This window comes from Streptomyces violaceusniger Tu 4113, from assembly GCF_000147815.2.
Taxonomy (GTDB): domain Bacteria; phylum Actinomycetota; class Actinomycetes; order Streptomycetales; family Streptomycetaceae; genus Streptomyces; species Streptomyces violaceusniger_A.
In genome coordinates this window covers 2,871,112-2,887,094 of the sequence record NC_015957.1, presented here as the reverse complement: position 1 = coordinate 2,887,094, position 15,983 = coordinate 2,871,112, and the positions used below count along the sequence as shown (strand labels likewise).

Annotated in this window: 16 protein-coding genes; 4 read left to right on the top strand and 12 right to left on the bottom strand. The window is 71.8% G+C overall.

Translation table 11 applies throughout. The annotated features are described in order from the left end of the window. Nucleotides 1-136: 136 nt before the first annotated feature. Nucleotides 137-1,594 carry a sialate:H+ symport family MFS transporter gene (locus STRVI_RS12595; protein ID WP_014056024.1) on the bottom strand — a complete coding sequence of 486 codons (1,458 nt, stop codon included), beginning with the start codon at nucleotides 1,592-1,594 and terminating at the stop codon, nucleotides 137-139. Beyond that, nucleotides 1,591-2,529: a dihydrodipicolinate synthase family protein gene (locus STRVI_RS12590; protein ID WP_014056023.1), complete on the bottom strand. Its 939-nt coding sequence runs from the start codon at nucleotides 2,527-2,529 to the stop codon at nucleotides 1,591-1,593. Before STRVI_RS12590 ends, STRVI_RS12595 begins: the two co-directional genes overlap by 4 nt. A gap of 163 nt (nucleotides 2,530-2,692) precedes the next feature. On the opposite strand from STRVI_RS12590, the gene STRVI_RS12585 reads away from it, so the two are divergent. Further along, nucleotides 2,693-3,184: a DUF1203 domain-containing protein gene (locus tag STRVI_RS12585; RefSeq protein ID WP_043235834.1), complete on the top strand. Its 492-nt coding sequence runs from the start codon at nucleotides 2,693-2,695 to the stop codon at nucleotides 3,182-3,184. 180 nt (nucleotides 3,185-3,364) lie between these two features. On the opposite strand, the gene STRVI_RS12580 is transcribed toward STRVI_RS12585, so the two are convergent. Next, entirely contained in the window at nucleotides 3,365-4,105 is a 741-nt protein-coding gene (locus tag STRVI_RS12580) for an endonuclease V (protein WP_014056021.1), read from the bottom strand. A gap of 30 nt (nucleotides 4,106-4,135) precedes the next feature. Between STRVI_RS12580 and STRVI_RS12575 the strand changes: the two genes are divergently transcribed. Beyond that, on the top strand, nucleotides 4,136-4,432 hold the full coding sequence (locus STRVI_RS12575; RefSeq protein ID WP_014056020.1) for a YciI family protein: 297 nt from the start codon (nucleotides 4,136-4,138) through the stop codon (nucleotides 4,430-4,432). Nucleotides 4,433-4,446: 14 nt separating this feature from the next. Here STRVI_RS12575 and STRVI_RS12570 read toward each other — a convergent pair whose 3' ends face one another. The 7 genes from STRVI_RS12570 to STRVI_RS46285 form a co-directional block, all read right to left on the bottom strand. After that, nucleotides 4,447-4,644, bottom strand: a complete 198-nt coding sequence (locus tag STRVI_RS12570) for a DUF397 domain-containing protein (protein ID WP_014056019.1) — start codon at nucleotides 4,642-4,644, stop codon at nucleotides 4,447-4,449. A gap of 4 nt (nucleotides 4,645-4,648) precedes the next feature. Continuing rightward, nucleotides 4,649-4,849: a DUF397 domain-containing protein gene (locus tag STRVI_RS12565; protein WP_014056018.1), complete on the bottom strand. Its 201-nt coding sequence runs from the start codon at nucleotides 4,847-4,849 to the stop codon at nucleotides 4,649-4,651. Next, complete coding sequence (locus STRVI_RS12560; RefSeq protein ID WP_014056017.1) at nucleotides 4,828-5,676, bottom strand: helix-turn-helix domain-containing protein; 849 nt, start codon at nucleotides 5,674-5,676, stop codon at nucleotides 4,828-4,830. Before STRVI_RS12560 ends, STRVI_RS12565 begins: the two co-directional genes overlap by 22 nt. A gap of 338 nt (nucleotides 5,677-6,014) precedes the next feature. Then, the gene (locus STRVI_RS12555) at nucleotides 6,015-7,193 is read right to left on the bottom strand and encodes a methyltransferase domain-containing protein (RefSeq protein WP_014056016.1); all 1,179 of its coding nucleotides are present in this window, start codon (nucleotides 7,191-7,193) and stop codon (nucleotides 6,015-6,017) included. After that, entirely contained in the window at nucleotides 7,190-7,330 is a 141-nt protein-coding gene (locus tag STRVI_RS52605; RefSeq protein ID WP_014056015.1) for a hypothetical protein, read from the bottom strand. Before STRVI_RS52605 ends, STRVI_RS12555 begins: the two co-directional genes overlap by 4 nt. 185 nt (nucleotides 7,331-7,515) lie before the next feature. After that, on the bottom strand, nucleotides 7,516-8,694 hold the full coding sequence (locus tag STRVI_RS12550; RefSeq protein WP_043235830.1) for a helix-turn-helix domain-containing protein: 1,179 nt from the start codon (nucleotides 8,692-8,694) through the stop codon (nucleotides 7,516-7,518). 151 nt (nucleotides 8,695-8,845) lie between these two features. Next, complete coding sequence (locus STRVI_RS46285; RefSeq protein WP_014056013.1) at nucleotides 8,846-10,342, bottom strand: sigma-70 family RNA polymerase sigma factor; 1,497 nt, start codon at nucleotides 10,340-10,342, stop codon at nucleotides 8,846-8,848. Nucleotides 10,343-10,570: 228 nt separating this feature from the next. Here STRVI_RS46285 and STRVI_RS12540 point away from each other — a divergent pair, with 228 nt between their 5' ends. Then, nucleotides 10,571-10,984, top strand: coding sequence for an SsgA family sporulation/cell division regulator (locus tag STRVI_RS12540; protein WP_014056012.1), 414 nt, complete (start codon nucleotides 10,571-10,573; stop codon nucleotides 10,982-10,984). A 274-nt stretch (nucleotides 10,985-11,258) separates the two neighbouring features. Here STRVI_RS12540 and STRVI_RS12535 read toward each other — a convergent pair whose 3' ends face one another. Continuing rightward, on the bottom strand, nucleotides 11,259-11,939 hold the full coding sequence (locus STRVI_RS12535) for a GOLPH3/VPS74 family protein (protein WP_014056011.1): 681 nt from the start codon (nucleotides 11,937-11,939) through the stop codon (nucleotides 11,259-11,261). A 960-nt stretch (nucleotides 11,940-12,899) separates the two neighbouring features. Further along, entirely contained in the window at nucleotides 12,900-13,562 is a 663-nt protein-coding gene (locus STRVI_RS12530) for a hypothetical protein (RefSeq protein ID WP_014056010.1), read from the bottom strand. 247 nt (nucleotides 13,563-13,809) lie between these two features. On the opposite strand from STRVI_RS12530, the gene STRVI_RS54210 reads away from it, so the two are divergent. After that, on the top strand, nucleotides 13,810-15,954 hold the full coding sequence (locus tag STRVI_RS54210) for a transcriptional regulator (protein ID WP_251982611.1): 2,145 nt from the start codon (nucleotides 13,810-13,812) through the stop codon (nucleotides 15,952-15,954). Nucleotides 15,955-15,983 lie beyond the last annotated feature (29 nt).

The following is a 15,983-nucleotide window of genomic DNA, read 5'->3' as shown; positions in this document are numbered from 1 at the left end:
CCGATGCTAAGAACGCGTCCCGTATTCCACAAGCCCTCTCATGGGCCTGTGGACAACCAAGCTCCTTGCCCGGCAAGCGGGTTTGGCCTCTGCGGCGACACGGCGGGCCGGGTGTGGCGCCGACCGGCCCTCCGGGTCAGGTCTTCTCCATACCGGGCCCCGCCATCGACAGCGGCTGTTCGGGCACCAGATGGTCCTCGTCGCCCGCCGGATCGGTGAGCCGGCCCAGCCGGCGCGGCAGATCGGAGCCGATCAGCACGATCACCACCAGCGTCAGCCCGAAGGTGAGCACCGCCAGCGCCCGTCCGAGGGACATGCCCTCGGCCAGATGGGCGCCGAGCACCGGCGCCACCGCGCCGCCGAGCGCCCCGGTGTTGTAGACGAAGCCGAGCGAGGCCGCCCGCGTTTGGGTCGGGAAGTGACCCGCGATGTACTTCGGCAGGATGCCGGAGATCCCCTGGCTCAGCGCGAGCAGGAAGAACAGCAGCACGCCGAGCCCGACCAGGGTGTCCTGCACCGCGAACACCGGGAAGACGAAGGCCAGCGAGGCGAGCAGGGTGTAGACGTAGGCACGCCGGGTGCCGAGCCAGTCGCCCGCGAATCCCGCCAGCCAGCAGCCGGCCATCGTCCCGAACCCGGCGTAGAACATCACATCGGTGACCTCGGACGGGGTGTACCCGAGCTGCTCCTTCAGATAGGTGGGCAGCAGCGCCTGGATCGGCCAGCTATAGAGGAACGCGCAGAAGACGGTGCAGGTCAGGGCCACATATAGCGGCCAGCGGCGCCGTCCGCCGAGCTGGGCCGCGAAGGCGAGCAGACACCCCGCCGCCAGGAGCGACAGCGGCCAGCGCCAGCCCGCGCCCAGCGGGGTGAAGACCAGGAACAGCGCGACGCTCGCGGCCACGGCAAGCGCCGTGTTGACACTGGCTCGGGAGCGTCCGGCGAACAGCGGCCCGAAGGGGTTCGGCCGCGCCTTCGCCGTCGCCACCTCCTCGTGCCAGTCCCCGGCCTCCGGAAGCGCGCGCCGCACCCACAGCGCGACCAGCACCGGCAGCACACCGATCCAGAACATCCAGCGCCAGCCCCAGTGGGGCACCACCCACTTGTAGAGCTCGGAGGCGATGATGGTGCCGCCCGAGTAGCCCGAGATGAGGAAGCCGGAGGCGCGGTTGCGCAGCCGCGCGGGCCAGCTCTCCAGGACATAGGTGGCGCTGGCACTGTACTCACCAGCCATGCCCATGCCAATCACTAGGCGGGCCGTGAACATGCTGATGTAGTTCCAGGAGAACCCACAGGCGAAGGTGCCGAGCGAGTAGAGCAGAATGCTGACGATCATGGCGGCCTTACGGCCGTAGCGGTCGCCCAGCGCGCCCAGCACCGCCCCGCCGAGCCAGCGGGTGATGAAGGCGCCCGAGATCAGGCTCGCCGCCGACGCCGTGCTCAGGTCGAATTCGTCGGCTATCTCGGTCAGGACGAGCGTGATCAGTACGAAGTCGAAACCGTCGAGCAGATAGCCGATCCAGGCGGCGAACATGGACTTCCACTGGCCCCGCGAGACCTCTCGGTACCAGGGCACCGTGGTGGCTTCGGTCACGGCAACAGCCCTCCCTCCTCCAGGAGTTGACGTACGGTCTTGACGGCCGCCTCGCCCAGCGGCACCTGGGGCGCGGCGGTGTCCGCGCAGTCGATCACGCCCAGCAGCCGCAGCGCGGCCTTGAAGCCGCCCAGCCCCGCCGAACTGCCGCCCATCAGCGCCGGGTCCCCGGCGTCGGTGATCGCGAAGAGCGCGGCCAGCCGGTCCTGTTCGGCGGCCGCCTGCTCCCAGCGCCCCGCGCGCGCGTGCTCGTACAGCCGGACGAACCCGGCCGGATCGACGTTGGCCAGCCCCGGGACGACACCATGGGCCCCCGCCAGCAGGGCGCCGTCCACCGACAGTTCGGAGCCGGTGAGCACGGTGAAGGAGTCGTCGAGGCCGCGACGGCGGACCTCGACGAGCATCCGCCGCAGCGCCCCGTCGTCCCCGCTGCTGTCCTTGATCCCCGCCAGGGTGGCGTCGGCGGCCAGCGGAAGCAGGATCGAGGGCGTCAGCTTGGAGTGGACGGAGACCGGGATGTCGTACGCGAACAGCGGCACGTCCACCCCGTCGCGCAGCCGCCGGAAGTGGTCGGCGATCTCCAGGGGATGGGTGCGGGTATAGAAGGGCGCGGTGGCCACGACCGCGTCCGCGCCCAGCTCCGCCGCCGTACGGGCGTGCTCGAGGACCCGCGCGGTGGTCATGTCGATCGCCCCCGCGAGGACGGGCACCCGGCCGTCCACGGCCTCGATGACCGCCTTGAGGGCCGTGACGCGGCTTCGGTCGTTCAGATAGGCGGCCTCTCCGCTGGAGCCGAGCGCGAACAGCGCGCTCACCCCCGCGTCGATCAGCCGCTCGGCGAGCGCGGCGAGGGAAGAGATGTCGACCTCGCCCGCGGGCGTGAGCGGGGTGCACAGGGGCGGAACGACACCGGTAAGGGGAGCCGGAAGACTCATCGACACCCAGCCTTCTGGATAGCAGGGCAATTAGGACGTGGGACGTCCTATGTTCGGGGCCGAATCTGACGGAGTGCCATCGCGCTGTCAAGTACATTCCCGCCTCAGCGCCCCGTCCGAATCCCGCCAGCACTCCGGCGGCCCACCGGCCAGTCTGGAAAGCATGAGCGAGAACTACGAGATGCGGGCCATCGCGCCCGAGGTGCTGAAGCAGCTGCGGATCAAGGACGACGCGGGAAACCCGCCGCGCGCGGTGGTGGACGACGAGGAGGGTGGCAGCCCGATGCGCTGCTGCCTGGGCCGGAGCCGGCCGTACGAGACCATCGCGCTCGTCTCCTACGCCCCGCTGCGCCGCTGGGCGCGGGAGACGGGTGCCAGGCCCGGCCCGTACGACGAGGTCGGCCCGGTGTTCATCCACCCCGAGGAGTGCGACGGCTGGACCGGCCCCGGGATCGCGGAAGGCATCCCGGGCGAGCGGCGGGTGCTGCGGGCGTACTCCGCCGAGGGCAACATCCTCGGCGGCCGGCTGCTGAACGACGGCGAGCCGACGATCGAGGAGGGGCTGGCCGAGCTGTACGCGGACCCGCAGGTGGCAGCGGTGCATGTGCGCGCCGTCGAGTTCGGCTGCTTCCTGGCCGAGACGCGGCGGGTCTGACGGCGCCGTGAGGGCGTTCTGACCGCGCTCTGACGGCGCTCTGGCCGCGCTCTGACAGCGCTCTGACGGAGAGGCCGACCGGGCTCTTTCAGGCCCGGCGGCTCCTGTCACGCCCCCGGAGCTGCTTCGGCCCCCGGGAGCTGCTTCGGCCCGAGGGGCTGCTTCGGCCCGAGGGCCGCTTCACATCTCCGCGGCTGCTGCGGCCCCGGCGGCTTTCAGGGCCCGGCGGCACAGCGCGTCCGCGCGCCGTGTCGTCTCGGGCTGCCGGAAGTCGCGGGCCAGATGCAGGGTGTACGCGCAGGCGTCCGCGATGGTCACCCGATGGCCGACGGAGACGAAGAGCGGCTTCACACCGTCGCGGGTGCGCAGCGCCCGGCCGACCTCCTCGGCCCCGTCGAGCAGCGGTGACCAGTCGCCGCGGAGCGGCCCCGGGTCGGCGTGCCGGAAGCCGAACGGGTTCTTGGCGACGCCGATGGTGGGCAGCCCGGTAAGCACCCCGAGATGGCTGGCCAGCCCGAACCGGCGGGGGTGGGCGAGGCCGTAGCCGTCGCACACCACCAGGTCGGGGCGGCGGCCGAGCCGCCGGTCGAGGTCGCCGAGCGCGTCGAGGACGGCCGGGATCTCACGGAACGCCAGCAGCCCGGGGACGTACGGGAAGGTGACCCGGCCGACCGCGGTCGCCTCCGCGACGACGGCGAGGTCACTGGCGTCCAGAGCGACGGCGGCGGCCGCGACCAGGTCGCGCTCGTCGTCGTACGCCACGTCCACTCCGACGAGCGCGCCGGTGCCGGTGCCCGGCTCGGGCAGTTCCCCGCCGACGACCACGGACGCCCGCGTCCGCTCCTGGACGGCGATGGCCTCGGCCTCGGTCGTAGGCCAGTCGCGGGGCAGCTCATATCGTGGATCGACGGCGCTGGTCATCGTGTGGCTCACGTTACTAGCCTGCACGTCATGTTCGTACTGGAGATCACTTACACCGCCTCGGCCGACCGCGTCGAGGCCGCCCGCCCCGAACACCTCGCCTGGGTGGACGACCACTTCGCGAACGGCACGTTCCTCGCCTCCGGCCCCAAGAACCCCCGCGACGGCGGGGTCATCCTGGCTCTCGGCGACGACCGGGCGAGGATCGAGGAGATGGTGGCGAGCGACCCCTTCATCGTCGCGGGCATCGGCGAGTACACGATCACCGAGTTCCTGGCCACCCGCACGGCCACGGCCCTGGCCGAGCACCGCCAGGAGCGGCCGTAAGGAGCCGTTTGACCTTATGCCTTGAGAGAGGCGATGAACGTGGCCCACGATCCGGCGGGGAACATGAGAGCCGGACCATCGGGGCACTTGGAGTCACGGACCGGGACGAGGCCCGGAAGGTTGTCGGCGACCTCGACGCAGTCGCCCCCGTCACCATTGCTGTAACTGCTCTTGCGCCACGCGGCAGTGCTCAGGTCCGGAGTGGTTGGCATGAGGTCAGCCCATCTTGAGGCTTGCGATGAACGTGGCCCATGATCCGGCAGCGAATATGAGGGCGGGGCCGTGGGGGTTCTTGGAGTCACGGACGGGGACGAGGCCCGGGAGGTTGTCGGCGACCTCGACGCAGTCGCCGCCGTTGTTGTTGCTGTAGCTGCTCTTGCGCCACGCGGCAGTGCTCAGGTCCGGGGTGGTTGGCATGGGGTCCAGTCCTCCATCACGGCTCGGATCATCGCCTCGGAGTCGCGGGGCGAGAGGGCCATGGCCCTGAGCAAATCGTAGTTCTCCCTGCGTTGCGCGACATCCTCCTGATCCTCGATGATCATTCCGGACTGGCTGCTCTCGTCGTACGCCACCGGCGACTCGCCGTGCGCCGTGAAGAGAGTCAGTGAACCGCCTGCCTCAATGTGTCCGCCCGCCGAGAAGGGCAGCACCTGAATGGTGACGTGGGACTGCGTCCCGCGCTCGAGCAGAGACGACAGTTGATCACGCATCACCGCTGGTCCGCCGACCGGGCGATACAGCACAGCCTCGTCGAGAATGAACCAGCAACGCGGCGGCTTGGCCCGGTCCAGCAACACCTGCCGATCGATACGAGCCTTGACCATTGCCTGAATCTCCGCGTCGGGAGCGTGGGGGAATCCACAGCGCAAAGAGTGCTCGGCGAGCTCAGGGGTTTGCAGCAGCCCCGGGAAGGTGGCGCCGACGTACTTCTCAATGACGACCGCTTGGCTCTCCAACTCGATCATTCGCCGGTACTTACCCGGGAACGGCTCGTTCTTCGCGAGCGCGTACAGCCTCGCGAATAACCCATCCGTGCCGAAGCACGCGTCCAGCTTCGCCGGTAGGTCGTCGTACGGCAGCGACTCCGCCGCCTCGATCCGCGCGAGGTGGGACTTGCTGTAGTTCAGCACCTCGGACAGCCGCCGCAGCGACATGTCCGCCTTCTCGCGGTGGCGGCGGATCTCGGCGCCCAACAGGTCGCGTGCGGAGCGGTCGGGGAAGAGTTCGCGTGACCGAAAAGACATGGGTCATCCCTCCGTGCCCCCGGTGATCCCACGGGGACGATTGGCCTGTTTCGAGCTTACGCGCCGGAGGGCAACACCATTGACACAGTCCGTAATTGGCGCTGGAAGAATGACGCCCCGGCGACCACACCCAGGGAGGGGCCAACGCTTGGCCGGTCGGAACCCGGCCCACGTCCTGACAGGAGCCACGGCCACCGGCCCGCTGGTCACGGCCACGGGGCCACCGGTCACGGCGGACACGACGCCACCGGCCGGTCCTGGCCGGACAACGGACACGGAACGCAAAGTGTCCCGGCCGTCCGCCACCGGGGAGCAGGCGACCGGGGCCGGTCATCGCGTCACACGGCCCAGGACTCCGCCGGGTCGTCAAGCCACGCCCGTTGTCCCTCCGGCGTGACAGTGAGGCCAAACCGGGTGTGGTCCGGTTCGCCGTGACCGACCCACCACCGGTAGGCCGTCTCCACCTCGTCCCACAACCGGCGGGGCCCTGACTGCCAGACGCGGGCCTCCGCCTGTCCGTCGCGGAACATCACACACGCCCAGGACCGGTCACTCAGCCCGTAGAACCACACCGGCCGCGCATCCTCGCGCTTGTCTGCCACGGCCTGGGTGCAGTCCCGCACGCGGAGGCCCAGAGCGAACGGAACGGCCGTGTACTTGCCGGTGACGAACTCCGCTTCCGTGATTGCCGTGGTGGACGCGTCGGCTCTTTCCATCGCGTCCGGCGGGGCGTACTCCGCATGTTCGGCCAGGGAGAGCCGTTGTGCGCGTAGCTTCATGAACTCCACGGGGCGCGTGAAGTGCCCTGACGCTTGCCCGTCCTTCACCGACAGGCGGGCCACGGCATCCGCATGGGAGTAGTGCGTCCCCCATGGGGCGACGATGAGGCCGCCCGGCCGGGTCTGCTCAATCCACGCCCCTGGGATTTCCCGGAGTCCGACGGTGGCCAGGATGCGGTCATACGGCGCGCGGTCCGCGCAACCCGCGAACCCGTCACCCACGACAACCTCCGGGTGCAGTCCCGCCGCGCAGAGCCGTTCCCGGGCCCGCGCCGAGACGGCCCGGTCGACCTCAATCGTGGTGACGTTCTGGGCGTCGAGGCGGTACGCCAGAGCGCCGGCCGTTTCGCCCGTGCCCGTGCCCACGTCCAGAACCTTCATGCCCGCGTCCACTTCCAGGGCCTGGAGCATCGCGTACACGACGGAGGGCATGGAGGAGGAACTGGTGGACACCTTCCCCGGGGCGGTACCCATGTGCTTACCGTCATCCCACTGGGTCACGATCGGGACGTTGCTGTCCGCTGCGGCATACCACGCGTCCGAGTTCATGTCCCGGTCCACGGGAACGCTCTCCCCCTTGTCCATGTCGAACGGCCACATCAGGGCGGGCAAGAATACGGCCCGGTCCACGGCCGCGAATGTCGGGGCCCAGTCCGACGCCAGCGAATGCGTTTCAAGGAGGGCCCGCCCCAGCTCCTTGCGGCTGGGGCGGTCCACCTGCGCAGGGTTGAGCGTCACTTGCGGTGCGTCCCGTCGCCGGGCGGGGTGTCACCGTCGGGGGACGGGGGGTCCTGGGGCGGGGTCCAGGGAGTACCGGGGTGGCCGTCGCCGTCACCGTCGCCACCGGCCGCCGTGTAGATCTGTACGTTCGTCATGCCGCGTTCCTCCTGATCCGAGTGTTGCCGACCGTCGCGGACCAACTGGCCACCTTCCGGCGCTTCGCTACCGGCCGTTACTCCCTGGCCCCTCTCGGTAGTTGCCATGACCAGCACGCTGGAGACGCAACGACGCCCCATCAATGACACTTTGATGGGGCGTCATGCGGCAGTACCCCCGGGCGTTACATGGGCACCCCGATGACGTCGGCCAGGACCCGCATGTCCGGCGTGAGCGTCCGTCGCTTTTGGATCACCCGGCCCAGGATGTCCCGCGCGTACCGCTGGGTGGGCAGCCACTCCGGGGAGTTCTGCCAGATGGTGTTCAGCTCCCCCACGGCCTCCGCGTACCGGCGGGTCTTGGCGTACGCGTCGGCCACGTCCAGCCGGTGGCGGTTGCGGTTGTTGGACGTGGGCCGGAGCGTGTCCGTGGGGATCTTGGCCGCCAGGTCCAGCACGCGGTCCGGCCGATCCACGATGCCCGCGTTTTCGGTCCGCTTCAGGGCCACGGTCGCGGGGCCGAACGTGCGCAGGAAGTCCTCCCTGGGCTGGTACTCCCGCCCCAGGACCACGGCCGCCGAGTGGGCCAGGCGGAGGGCGTCCCGGGCCTCCCCCGGTCGGTTGTCCCGGACGGATGCGGCGGAGACGCGGAGCAGCAACCACCCCCAGGTACACAGCTCCTCCGGGGTGGCACGGGACATGCGTGGCTCCGTGTCGTCCGCCCACTGGACGGCCAGCTCCCGGGCCTCCGTCAGCTTCCCCTGGCGGAGGAGTAGCCAACACATCGTGTTGACCGTGGACGCTCCCTGGAGCCGGTCGGCCGACATGTCCAAGGCCAGGTCCAGGGCCAGGTTCGCCGCTCCGAACTGGCGTGTCTGGACCATGAGCCATCCGGTTAACTGGAGGAGCCGGACGCGGACCGCGCGGCCGTCGGGGTCCACCTCCGCCAGGATGTCCGCCTCCCGCAGCAACCGGGGAAGGATGGTCCCCAGCTCCGTGAAGCGGTCCCCCTTGAACAACGGCATGGCCGCGTCCAGGGCTTCCTTCACGCCCGCCACGGTGGGGGCGTCCTCCAGACCGTCCGCGCGGGCCGGTTGCTCCAGGGCCCGGCGAACAGGGGCCCAGCGGTCCACGGTGGCCGTGTCGGCCCCAGGCTCCGACGACTCCGCCACCAGGTAACTGGTGGACACCCGGAGCGTATGGGCCAGCTTCCGGGCCGTCTCCAGGCGGGTGTCCGTCTCGGTACCTTGCTCCAGTTTCCGAATCCAGGAGAGTGACACGCCGCTCTCCTGGGCCAACTCACGTTGCGACAGGCCCCGCCGCTTGCGTACTTCCCGGAGCCGTTCCCCGACGCTGGTACCCATACGTCGAGAGTAGAGCCACGGCGTCCCCACGGCCCAGGGAAAGGCTGGTCCGTTCACTCAGGCGTGACGGTGCGGAGGCGGTCGGCCGCGCGGAGAGTGACATCCGCAGAACGCGAAAGGTCCCCGCCCGGATCTCGGCCCCGGGACGGGGTCAGCGCACGCAGAGCCGGACCACCAGCGAGACGCAGCCGCGGGAGTCGTCGGAGCCCGGGTCGGCCGGCTTGGCCGTGGGGCGCTGCGTCGGCTCCTCCGTGGGCTGCTGCGTCGGCTCGTCCGTGGGCTGTCCGCTCGGGGTGCCCTCCGGGTCCTTGGTCCCGCCGTCCGTGGGCTTCCCGGTCGGCTCGTCGGTCGGCTGGTGCGACGGGCTGCCCGACGGGGAGGAGGAAGCGGATGAAGAGGGCGAGTCGGGCGAAGACGGCCGTGACGAGGGCGAAGCGGAGGAAGAGGGCGTCTTTCGCGAGGGCGAGACGGCGCTGGACGGCACATCCGCCGGAGAGTGCCCCGTGGGCACGCTCGACGTGGACGGCCGGTTGCGGGACGCCTCCCCCGGAGTCCCCGCCCGCGACCCGCCCGAGTGCCGCGAGGCCCCGGACGTGGCGGACGTGCCCGAGGCCGACGACGAGCCGGACGAAGCGGAAGAGCTGGATGAATCGGAGGAGTCGGATGTGTCCGATATGGACGGCGCCGACGCTCCGGCCGGTTGCTGGGCTTCCGCCGAGCCGCCGTCCGTCAGCGCGAGCCCCGTCATGCCCGCCGCCCCCGCGACCAGCAGCACCCCGCCAGCGGCCGCCGCGACCGCCACCGGCCCCGCCTGGCGCACCTGCCCGCGGACGAGATGGCGCATGGAACGGCGGGAGGAGACCAGCGGGCCGTTCGAGGGGGCCGCGTGCGCACCGCCGGCCGCCAGGACGCCCACCCCGGCCGCCCCTACGGCGCCCACCGCGGCGGCGGCCGCCAGGGGCGCCAGGAAGCGCGCCATGCCCCGGTCGTACAGCGCCAGCAGCGCCGGGCCGGTCAGCGCGGGCAGCCGGTCGTCGGCCGCGACGAGCTGCTCCATCCGGCCCCGGCAGTCCCGGCAGCCGTCGATGTGCACGGCGATCCGCTCGGCCTGATCCGGGGAGTCCGCGCCCTGCACATGGCCGGGCAGCCGCTCCCAGTGCTCACCGCACGCGGCGCTCGCCGGATAGCCGGGCTGGGCGCGCAGGAACTCCTGGCGCACGCTCCCCTGGACCCGCTCCACCAGGGCCGCCGCGCCGTCCGGGCTGACCCCGGTCCGCCACGCCACCTCCTGGGGCGGCAGCCCGTCCACCTCGGCGAGCCAGAGCGCCTTCACCCAGCGCTGCGGAAGCTCATGGAGGACCTGCACGAGCGGTTCGAGGTACGACGCCTGCTGTGCCGGACCCCAGCCCCCCGCCCCGGCCGAGAGCTCCCTTACGGCGCTCGTCAGCTCGGCGGGGACGGCGTCGGCACCGAGCGGGTGCCCGGCACGCAGCCGGCGCCACACGCTGTAGTGCGCCTCGGCCACCAGGTCCCCGGCAACCCAGGGGTTACCGGTGAGAGTTCGGGCATATCCGCACAGACGCGAATATTCGGCTTCGTAGATACGGCTGTAGGCGGCCGCGTCGAGCGGCGCGTGACCTTCGGTCATGGTGGAACAACCCCTGGGGTGGGTGCCTCGTCACTGCCGCCGTTCTGTAACAGCTCCGCACGGCACCCCGAGACCTTGCATGGTTTGGCAAGCCTAAATGCTGTATGTCCCCTCGAAAAATCCCTCGTGACGCACGTCACGTCGAAAGCGGGTGCACTGCCCTGATCGCCCAAACGTCTTAACCCTCGAAAGGGCGACGCGCCCCGCACCTATCGCAAGGGAGCCGACGTGACCACTGTCATCGATCAAGCCGTCCAGGCACAGCTCATCGCGTCGACGCCCGAGTCACGCGCGATTCCGGCGTGCCTGCGTTATGAGCGGGACGACCCGTTCGCCGTCCGCGTCTCGTTCCCGCCCTCCGCGTCCCTCGACGGCTCCGCCGTGGAGTGGACGTTCGGGCGGGAACTGCTCTCGGCCGGGCTGCGCGGCCCGGCGGGGAGCGGGGATGTGCAGATGTGGCCGTGCGGACCGCGGCGGACAGTTCTGGAGTTCCATGCCCCCGAGGGCATGGCCATGGTCCAGTTCGACACCGCGGATCTCCGCAGATTCCTCGGCCGCTCGTACGCCATCGTCCCCGAGGGCAGCGAGGCCGGGGAGCTCGACCTGGACCAGGGGCTGGCGTCGCTGCTGAGAGACGCCTGAGCCGGTACGGACACCTGACGTGTGAGCCCGCCCGTACGGACCAGTGAGCCTGTCCGTACGGACACCCGCGAGACCGCCCGTACGGACACGTGGAGGCCCCGTCCGTACGGACACCTGTGAGCTCGCCCTTACGGACCCCGTGAGCCCGTACGCGCACACCGTGAAGCCCGTACGGCGGACACCCGTGAGTCTGTACGGCGGACACCCGTGAGTCTGTACGGCGGACACCCGTGAGCCCCTACAGGCGCTCGAGCCCGGCCTTATGGTGAGGGGGTCAGGTGGCGGTTGCGGTCGTGGTCGCCGCCAGCATGGCCGTGGCGACGGCGGCGGCGAGCGCCGTGCGCACCTGGGCGATCACCTTCTCCAGTACCGGCCCCCTGCCCCCGCAGCGCTCCCCCAGTTCGAGGATCCGGTGCTTGCGGACCTTGGCGTCCGTGGCCGTCACCACGGCCCGCAGCTCGCCCGCCGCCGCCAGGGTGACCAACGCCGCGTCCCGTTCGGACACTTCGGCCGCCGACTGCTCGCCGTGCAGTACGCGCACCGCGTCATCCCGCATCCCGGCCACCTGATCGGGCCGTTCCAGCGTGTACTCCTTGGCCCGGAACAGCCCCAGCACCCGCCTCCCCTTCGCCCGCACATATCCGGCCGCCACCATCTGGTCGCGGACCGCGTGTTCCGTCAGCCGCGGCTGATGTCCCACCCAGATCTGCCAGCTTCGCGGTCGGGATTCGCCGATCAGCTCCAGCAGCCCGTCCAGCGCCCGGTCCCCCGTGGCGGCGTCGGCCACCGGGCAGGGGCTGCCGTCGGTGTCGATGAGCATGCCCCGCTGAACGAGTTCGGTAAGGGCGGCGGCGCGGACGAGGAGGGCGGTGTGAGCACCGGTGGGCATGCCGGTCTCGGCGTCGTAGGAGAGCAGGTAGAGGGAGGCGGCGAGGGAGAGCGAGCCGTTCGGCATGAGAACCTCCGACGGTCGGGCGTTCCGGTGGGGCGGCGTACCTCGACCATAGCCGCCACGTGCACCCATGATCGACCCTCCGCCCCGAGGTTCCGGCGGAGCCGGACACGTCGTCTTCCCTGGGGCGCGACCGCCCCAGGGCCCGTTGCCTCCGTACGGGATACGGCAGGGCCCCTGGGCTCCTACCGCCCCAGGACCCATCGCCTCCGCACGGCACACGGCAGGCCCGGCCCCGGGTCCCTGCCGTCCCAGGGCCCCTCGCCTCCGTACAGGACACGGCAGGCCCGGCCCCGGGTCTCGGCCGTCCCAGGGCCCCTCGCCTCCGTAGGGGACATGGCAGGGCCCGGGACACGCGGAGATGGCGACCACGCGTACCCCCGTGTGTACGCGTAGCCGCCACCGGTCCCATTCCCCCGTTGGCCCCTCGGACCTGTCACCCCCGTCGGCCCGTCGGGCCATGTGACCCCCTGTCGGCCTCCTCGGGCCGAGTCCTTCGTCGGCCCCCTCGGGCCACGCCCTCTATCGGCCCCCTCGGGCCACCTCACCCCCCGTCAGCCCCTCAGGCCGTGTGCCCCGTCGCCCCCGTCTGGCTTGCCCCCGTCGGCCCTTCTTGAGCCACGTCCCCCCGTCAGCCCCCTCGGGCCACGCCCCCGTCGACCCCCGTCTGGCCGTGCCCCCGTCGGTCCCCTCGGGCCGCGTCCCCCGTCGCCCCTGTCTGGCCACGTCCGCGTTGGCCCCCTCGGGCCGTCTTACCCCCCGTCAGCTCCTCGGGTCACGTCCCCCATCGGCCCCCGTCTGGCTGTGTCCCCTTCGGCCTCCTTGGGCGTGTACCCCTCGTCGGCCTTAGGCCGCATGGCCCCCCGTTCGCCCCCGTCGGCCCCTGAGGCCGCATCGCCCCCGTCTGCCCTCGGCCCCTCAGCCCCCGCGCCGCCCTTTCGTCAGGGCTCCGTCAGGGCCTGCTCACGGGTGGTACAGCTTGACCACGGCCGTCGTGGTGGTCCGCTTGAAGTCGGCCACCGGGGCCTGGTCGTAGCCGCCCATCTCGCCCCACGACACGACGGTGACGGTCCGGCCGTCGCGCCCCACCCCGAAGAGGTGGATGCCGGGCTCCGAGTCCGGGTACGAGGTGTGGACGCCGTAGACATGGGCGCCGTCCTCGGCCGTCAGCGCGCCGTAGTCCCGCCCTGAGGCGGTGCCCTGCGGGTAGTCGCGGCCCCAGTCCGCGGCGCAGTTCTGGATCTTCTTCTCGGCCGCGGCGGCGAGCTTGCGGGCCGCCTCCACCGTGCCGGTCCTGACCACGATCTCCGTGGCGCCGGTGTCGTACTCGGTCCAGAACGTGCGATGGGTCGCCCCGGCCGACGGCAGGGTCTTCTCCACGCAGAACGGAGGGGTCTCGGGCAGGCCCGGCGTGACATCACTGGCGTACCAGTCCGAACTCGAATGCGGCGGGAGCTCCCTCGGCACGAGGTGGCCGGGGGTGCCCTGGGGTGCGGCCGCCTGCGCCTCCGCCCGGTCCGATGGTGCGTGGGCCTGGGCCGGCCCGGTCCCGGCCACGGCCACGACGGCGGCCGCGGCCACGACGCCGAGCGCGGCGCCGCGGAATGAGTGCGTGGGCTTGCGCATGAGGTGTTTCCTCGTCTCTTCCCGATCTCAGCATCTGTGCAGGTCCGCCGCCGCACCGGGAGGTCGCGGCGGCAGGACAAGCGTGTGCGCCACCTGGCCGTGGCCGCTACGACCGGCGGGGCATGCGGGACGCTGGAATGCCTGCACGTACGCTGACTTGGGGGTATGACAGCACCCTGGAACGCGCCCGCGGAACGCCCACGGGACGAAGTCGCGGTGCCGGGGACGATATGGGGGGGTGGTGGGCGTGGGGAACGCCAAAGAGGTTGAGGATTTCGCCGAGAGACTGCGGGCGCTGAAGGAGCGTTCGGGCCGCAGCTACGGCTCGCTGGCCACACGACTGCACGTCAGCACGTCCACGCTGCACCGCTACTGCAACGGCGACGCGGTCCCGGCGGAGTACGCCTCCGTCGAGCGCTTTGCCCGGCTGTGCGGCGCCACCCCGGTGGAACTGCTCGCCCTCCACCGCCGCTGGATCCTCGCGGACGCCTCCAGACGCCGCGCACGCGAGGCCGATCGCGAGAGCGCGACCGGCCGCCCGGCCGCGGACGGCACCGCGCGGGAGACGGACGCGCGGCCTGCTGACGGCGCCGGGCGGGAGACGGACGCGCAGTCCGCGGACGGCACCGAGCGGAAGGCGGACACGCGGTCCGCAGAGGGCACCGGGCGGGAGGCCGATCGCGAGAGCGCGGTCGGCCGACCGGCCGCGGACGGCGCAGCGCGTCGCGAGGCGGATGCGCGGCCTGCTGACGGTGAGTCACAGCGGTCAGCAGACAAGCGAGAAGGCGCCGACGACCCGGCGGGAACGGACGATCCGTCGGAGACATCGGCGGCGTCGGCGTCGGACGCATCCGAGAGCGCCGCGTCGCCCGACGCCCGCCCGGCCGCCGGCCGTCGTCCGGGGCTCGCTGCCACGTCCGGCCCGGACTCGGTGACGGCCCCTCCTCCGGATGAGGCCACCGAAGTCCGACCCGAACACCGCGCGAAGGCCACCGAAGTCGGGGCCGCCAACCACGCGCAGACCACCACCGCCCGCCCATCCACATCCGCCGAAGCCGCCTCCACGAACAGCACCACAGCCGACACCACGAACGGCGGCACCACGGCCGACGCGACGGCCGCCACCGAGCCCGACCCCTCACCGGGCCGCCCCGAAGGGGCCACCGGGCCGGATCGGGCGGTCCTCGGCCGGGGTGGCGCGCACCAGGACGGTGCCGGGCAGCAGCCCGGGCACGCCGCCGAACTGACCGGCGGCGGCAAGACCCCGTCCGCGTCGGCCGGACACGCCCAACCGCCCGGCGCGCTCACGGGCGACGCCCAGTCCGCGCCCACGGGCAACAACCGGTCCACGCCCACCGGCGACGCCCGGTCCGCGGTCGCCGGACGAAGGCGGTTGCGGGCGGTGCCCGGGAGCGACGGCGGCAGCGCCGTCGTGTCACGGGCGCGGCGGCCGTGGGCGTTATTGGCCGGGGCCGCCGCCGTCGTCGTGCTCGCCGTCACCGCGGTCGAGGTACGGCCGCCCGGCGAGGACGGCCGTAAGGATGCGGCGGCCTCACCGCCCTCCGCCGCCCCCTCGTCCACGCCGCACGCCGGGCCGACCGCCCGCGGACATCTGGACCGTCAGAAGACGGACGGCGACGACGCGTCCGGCGCACCGCGCGGCGACGGTAAGGACGGTAAGGGCGAGCGCGGCAAGGAGCAGAGAGCCAATGGGGGCGCCTCCGGCTCCCCCGCGCCCGGCACCTCCAAGGGCCCGGACGGCGGTGGCTCCACCCAGGTCCCGCTCACTCTCTCCACCCGTTCCCATGTCTGGGAGAACGGCTGCGGCCACCGCTATCTCATCGACCGGCCCCCGTCCGAGGTCGCCCCGCCGCCCACCGAGCAGGACGCCCCGACCTGGGCCGCCGCCCATGGCGCGGTGCACGGCGGGACCACCAACGTCGAGGTCACAGTGGAGGGGCGCGCCTCATCGGCCGTCGTCCTGCAAGCCCTGCACGTACGGGTCGTGGGTCGTCGCACCCCGCTCACGTGGTCGTCGTTCGCCATGGACAACGGCTGCGGGGGCTCTCTCACCCCGCGCGCCTTCTCGGTGAATCTGGACGCCGCCCGTCCGCTGGCCCACCCCACCGAGGGCAACGACGCGGGCAAGCCGATCCCCGCCGTCAGCTTCCCCTACCGCGTCTCGGCCTCCGACCCGGAGGTGCTGCTCGTCAACGCCCGGACGGCCGGCTGCGACTGTAGCTGGTACCTGGAGCTGGGCTGGACGAGCGGCGGCCGCTCGGGGACGCTGCGGATCGACGACCACGGCTCGCCGTTCCGCACCAGCAGCATCAAGGGACGCCCGCAGTACGCCTACGACTACACCGACGGCTCCTGGCACACGAGCGAATGAGCCACTGAGCGAGTGAGGCGACTGAGCGA

What these genes read in the sequence shown, in the direction of transcription:
- STRVI_RS12560 (WP_014056017.1), bottom strand. Translation starts at nt 5,676, where the DNA reads ATGTCTTTTCGGTCACGCGAACTCTTCCCCGACCGCTCCGCACGCGAC.
- STRVI_RS12550 (WP_043235830.1), bottom strand. Translation starts at nt 8,694, where the DNA reads ATGGGTACCAGCGTCGGGGAACGGCTCCGGGAAGTACGCAAGCGGCGG.
- STRVI_RS12590 (WP_014056023.1), bottom strand. Translation starts at nt 2,529, where the DNA reads ATGAGTCTTCCGGCTCCCCTTACCGGTGTCGTTCCGCCCCTGTGCACC.
- STRVI_RS46285 (WP_014056013.1), bottom strand. Translation starts at nt 10,342, where the DNA reads ATGACCGAAGGTCACGCGCCGCTCGACGCGGCCGCCTACAGCCGTATC.
- STRVI_RS12565 (WP_014056018.1), bottom strand. Translation starts at nt 4,849, where the DNA reads ATGCCAACCACCCCGGACCTGAGCACTGCCGCGTGGCGCAAGAGCAGC.
- STRVI_RS12585 (WP_043235834.1), top strand. Translation starts at nt 2,693, where the DNA reads ATGAGCGAGAACTACGAGATGCGGGCCATCGCGCCCGAGGTGCTGAAG.
- STRVI_RS12575 (WP_014056020.1), top strand. Translation starts at nt 4,136, where the DNA reads ATGTTCGTACTGGAGATCACTTACACCGCCTCGGCCGACCGCGTCGAG.
- STRVI_RS12570 (WP_014056019.1), bottom strand. Translation starts at nt 4,644, where the DNA reads ATGCCAACCACTCCGGACCTGAGCACTGCCGCGTGGCGCAAGAGCAGT.
- STRVI_RS12530 (WP_014056010.1), bottom strand. Translation starts at nt 13,562, where the DNA reads ATGCGCAAGCCCACGCACTCATTCCGCGGCGCCGCGCTCGGCGTCGTG.
- STRVI_RS12535 (WP_014056011.1), bottom strand. Translation starts at nt 11,939, where the DNA reads ATGCCGAACGGCTCGCTCTCCCTCGCCGCCTCCCTCTACCTGCTCTCC.
- STRVI_RS12580 (WP_014056021.1), bottom strand. Translation starts at nt 4,105, where the DNA reads ATGACCAGCGCCGTCGATCCACGATATGAGCTGCCCCGCGACTGGCCT.
- STRVI_RS52605 (WP_014056015.1), bottom strand. Translation starts at nt 7,330, where the DNA reads ATGACGAACGTACAGATCTACACGGCGGCCGGTGGCGACGGTGACGGC.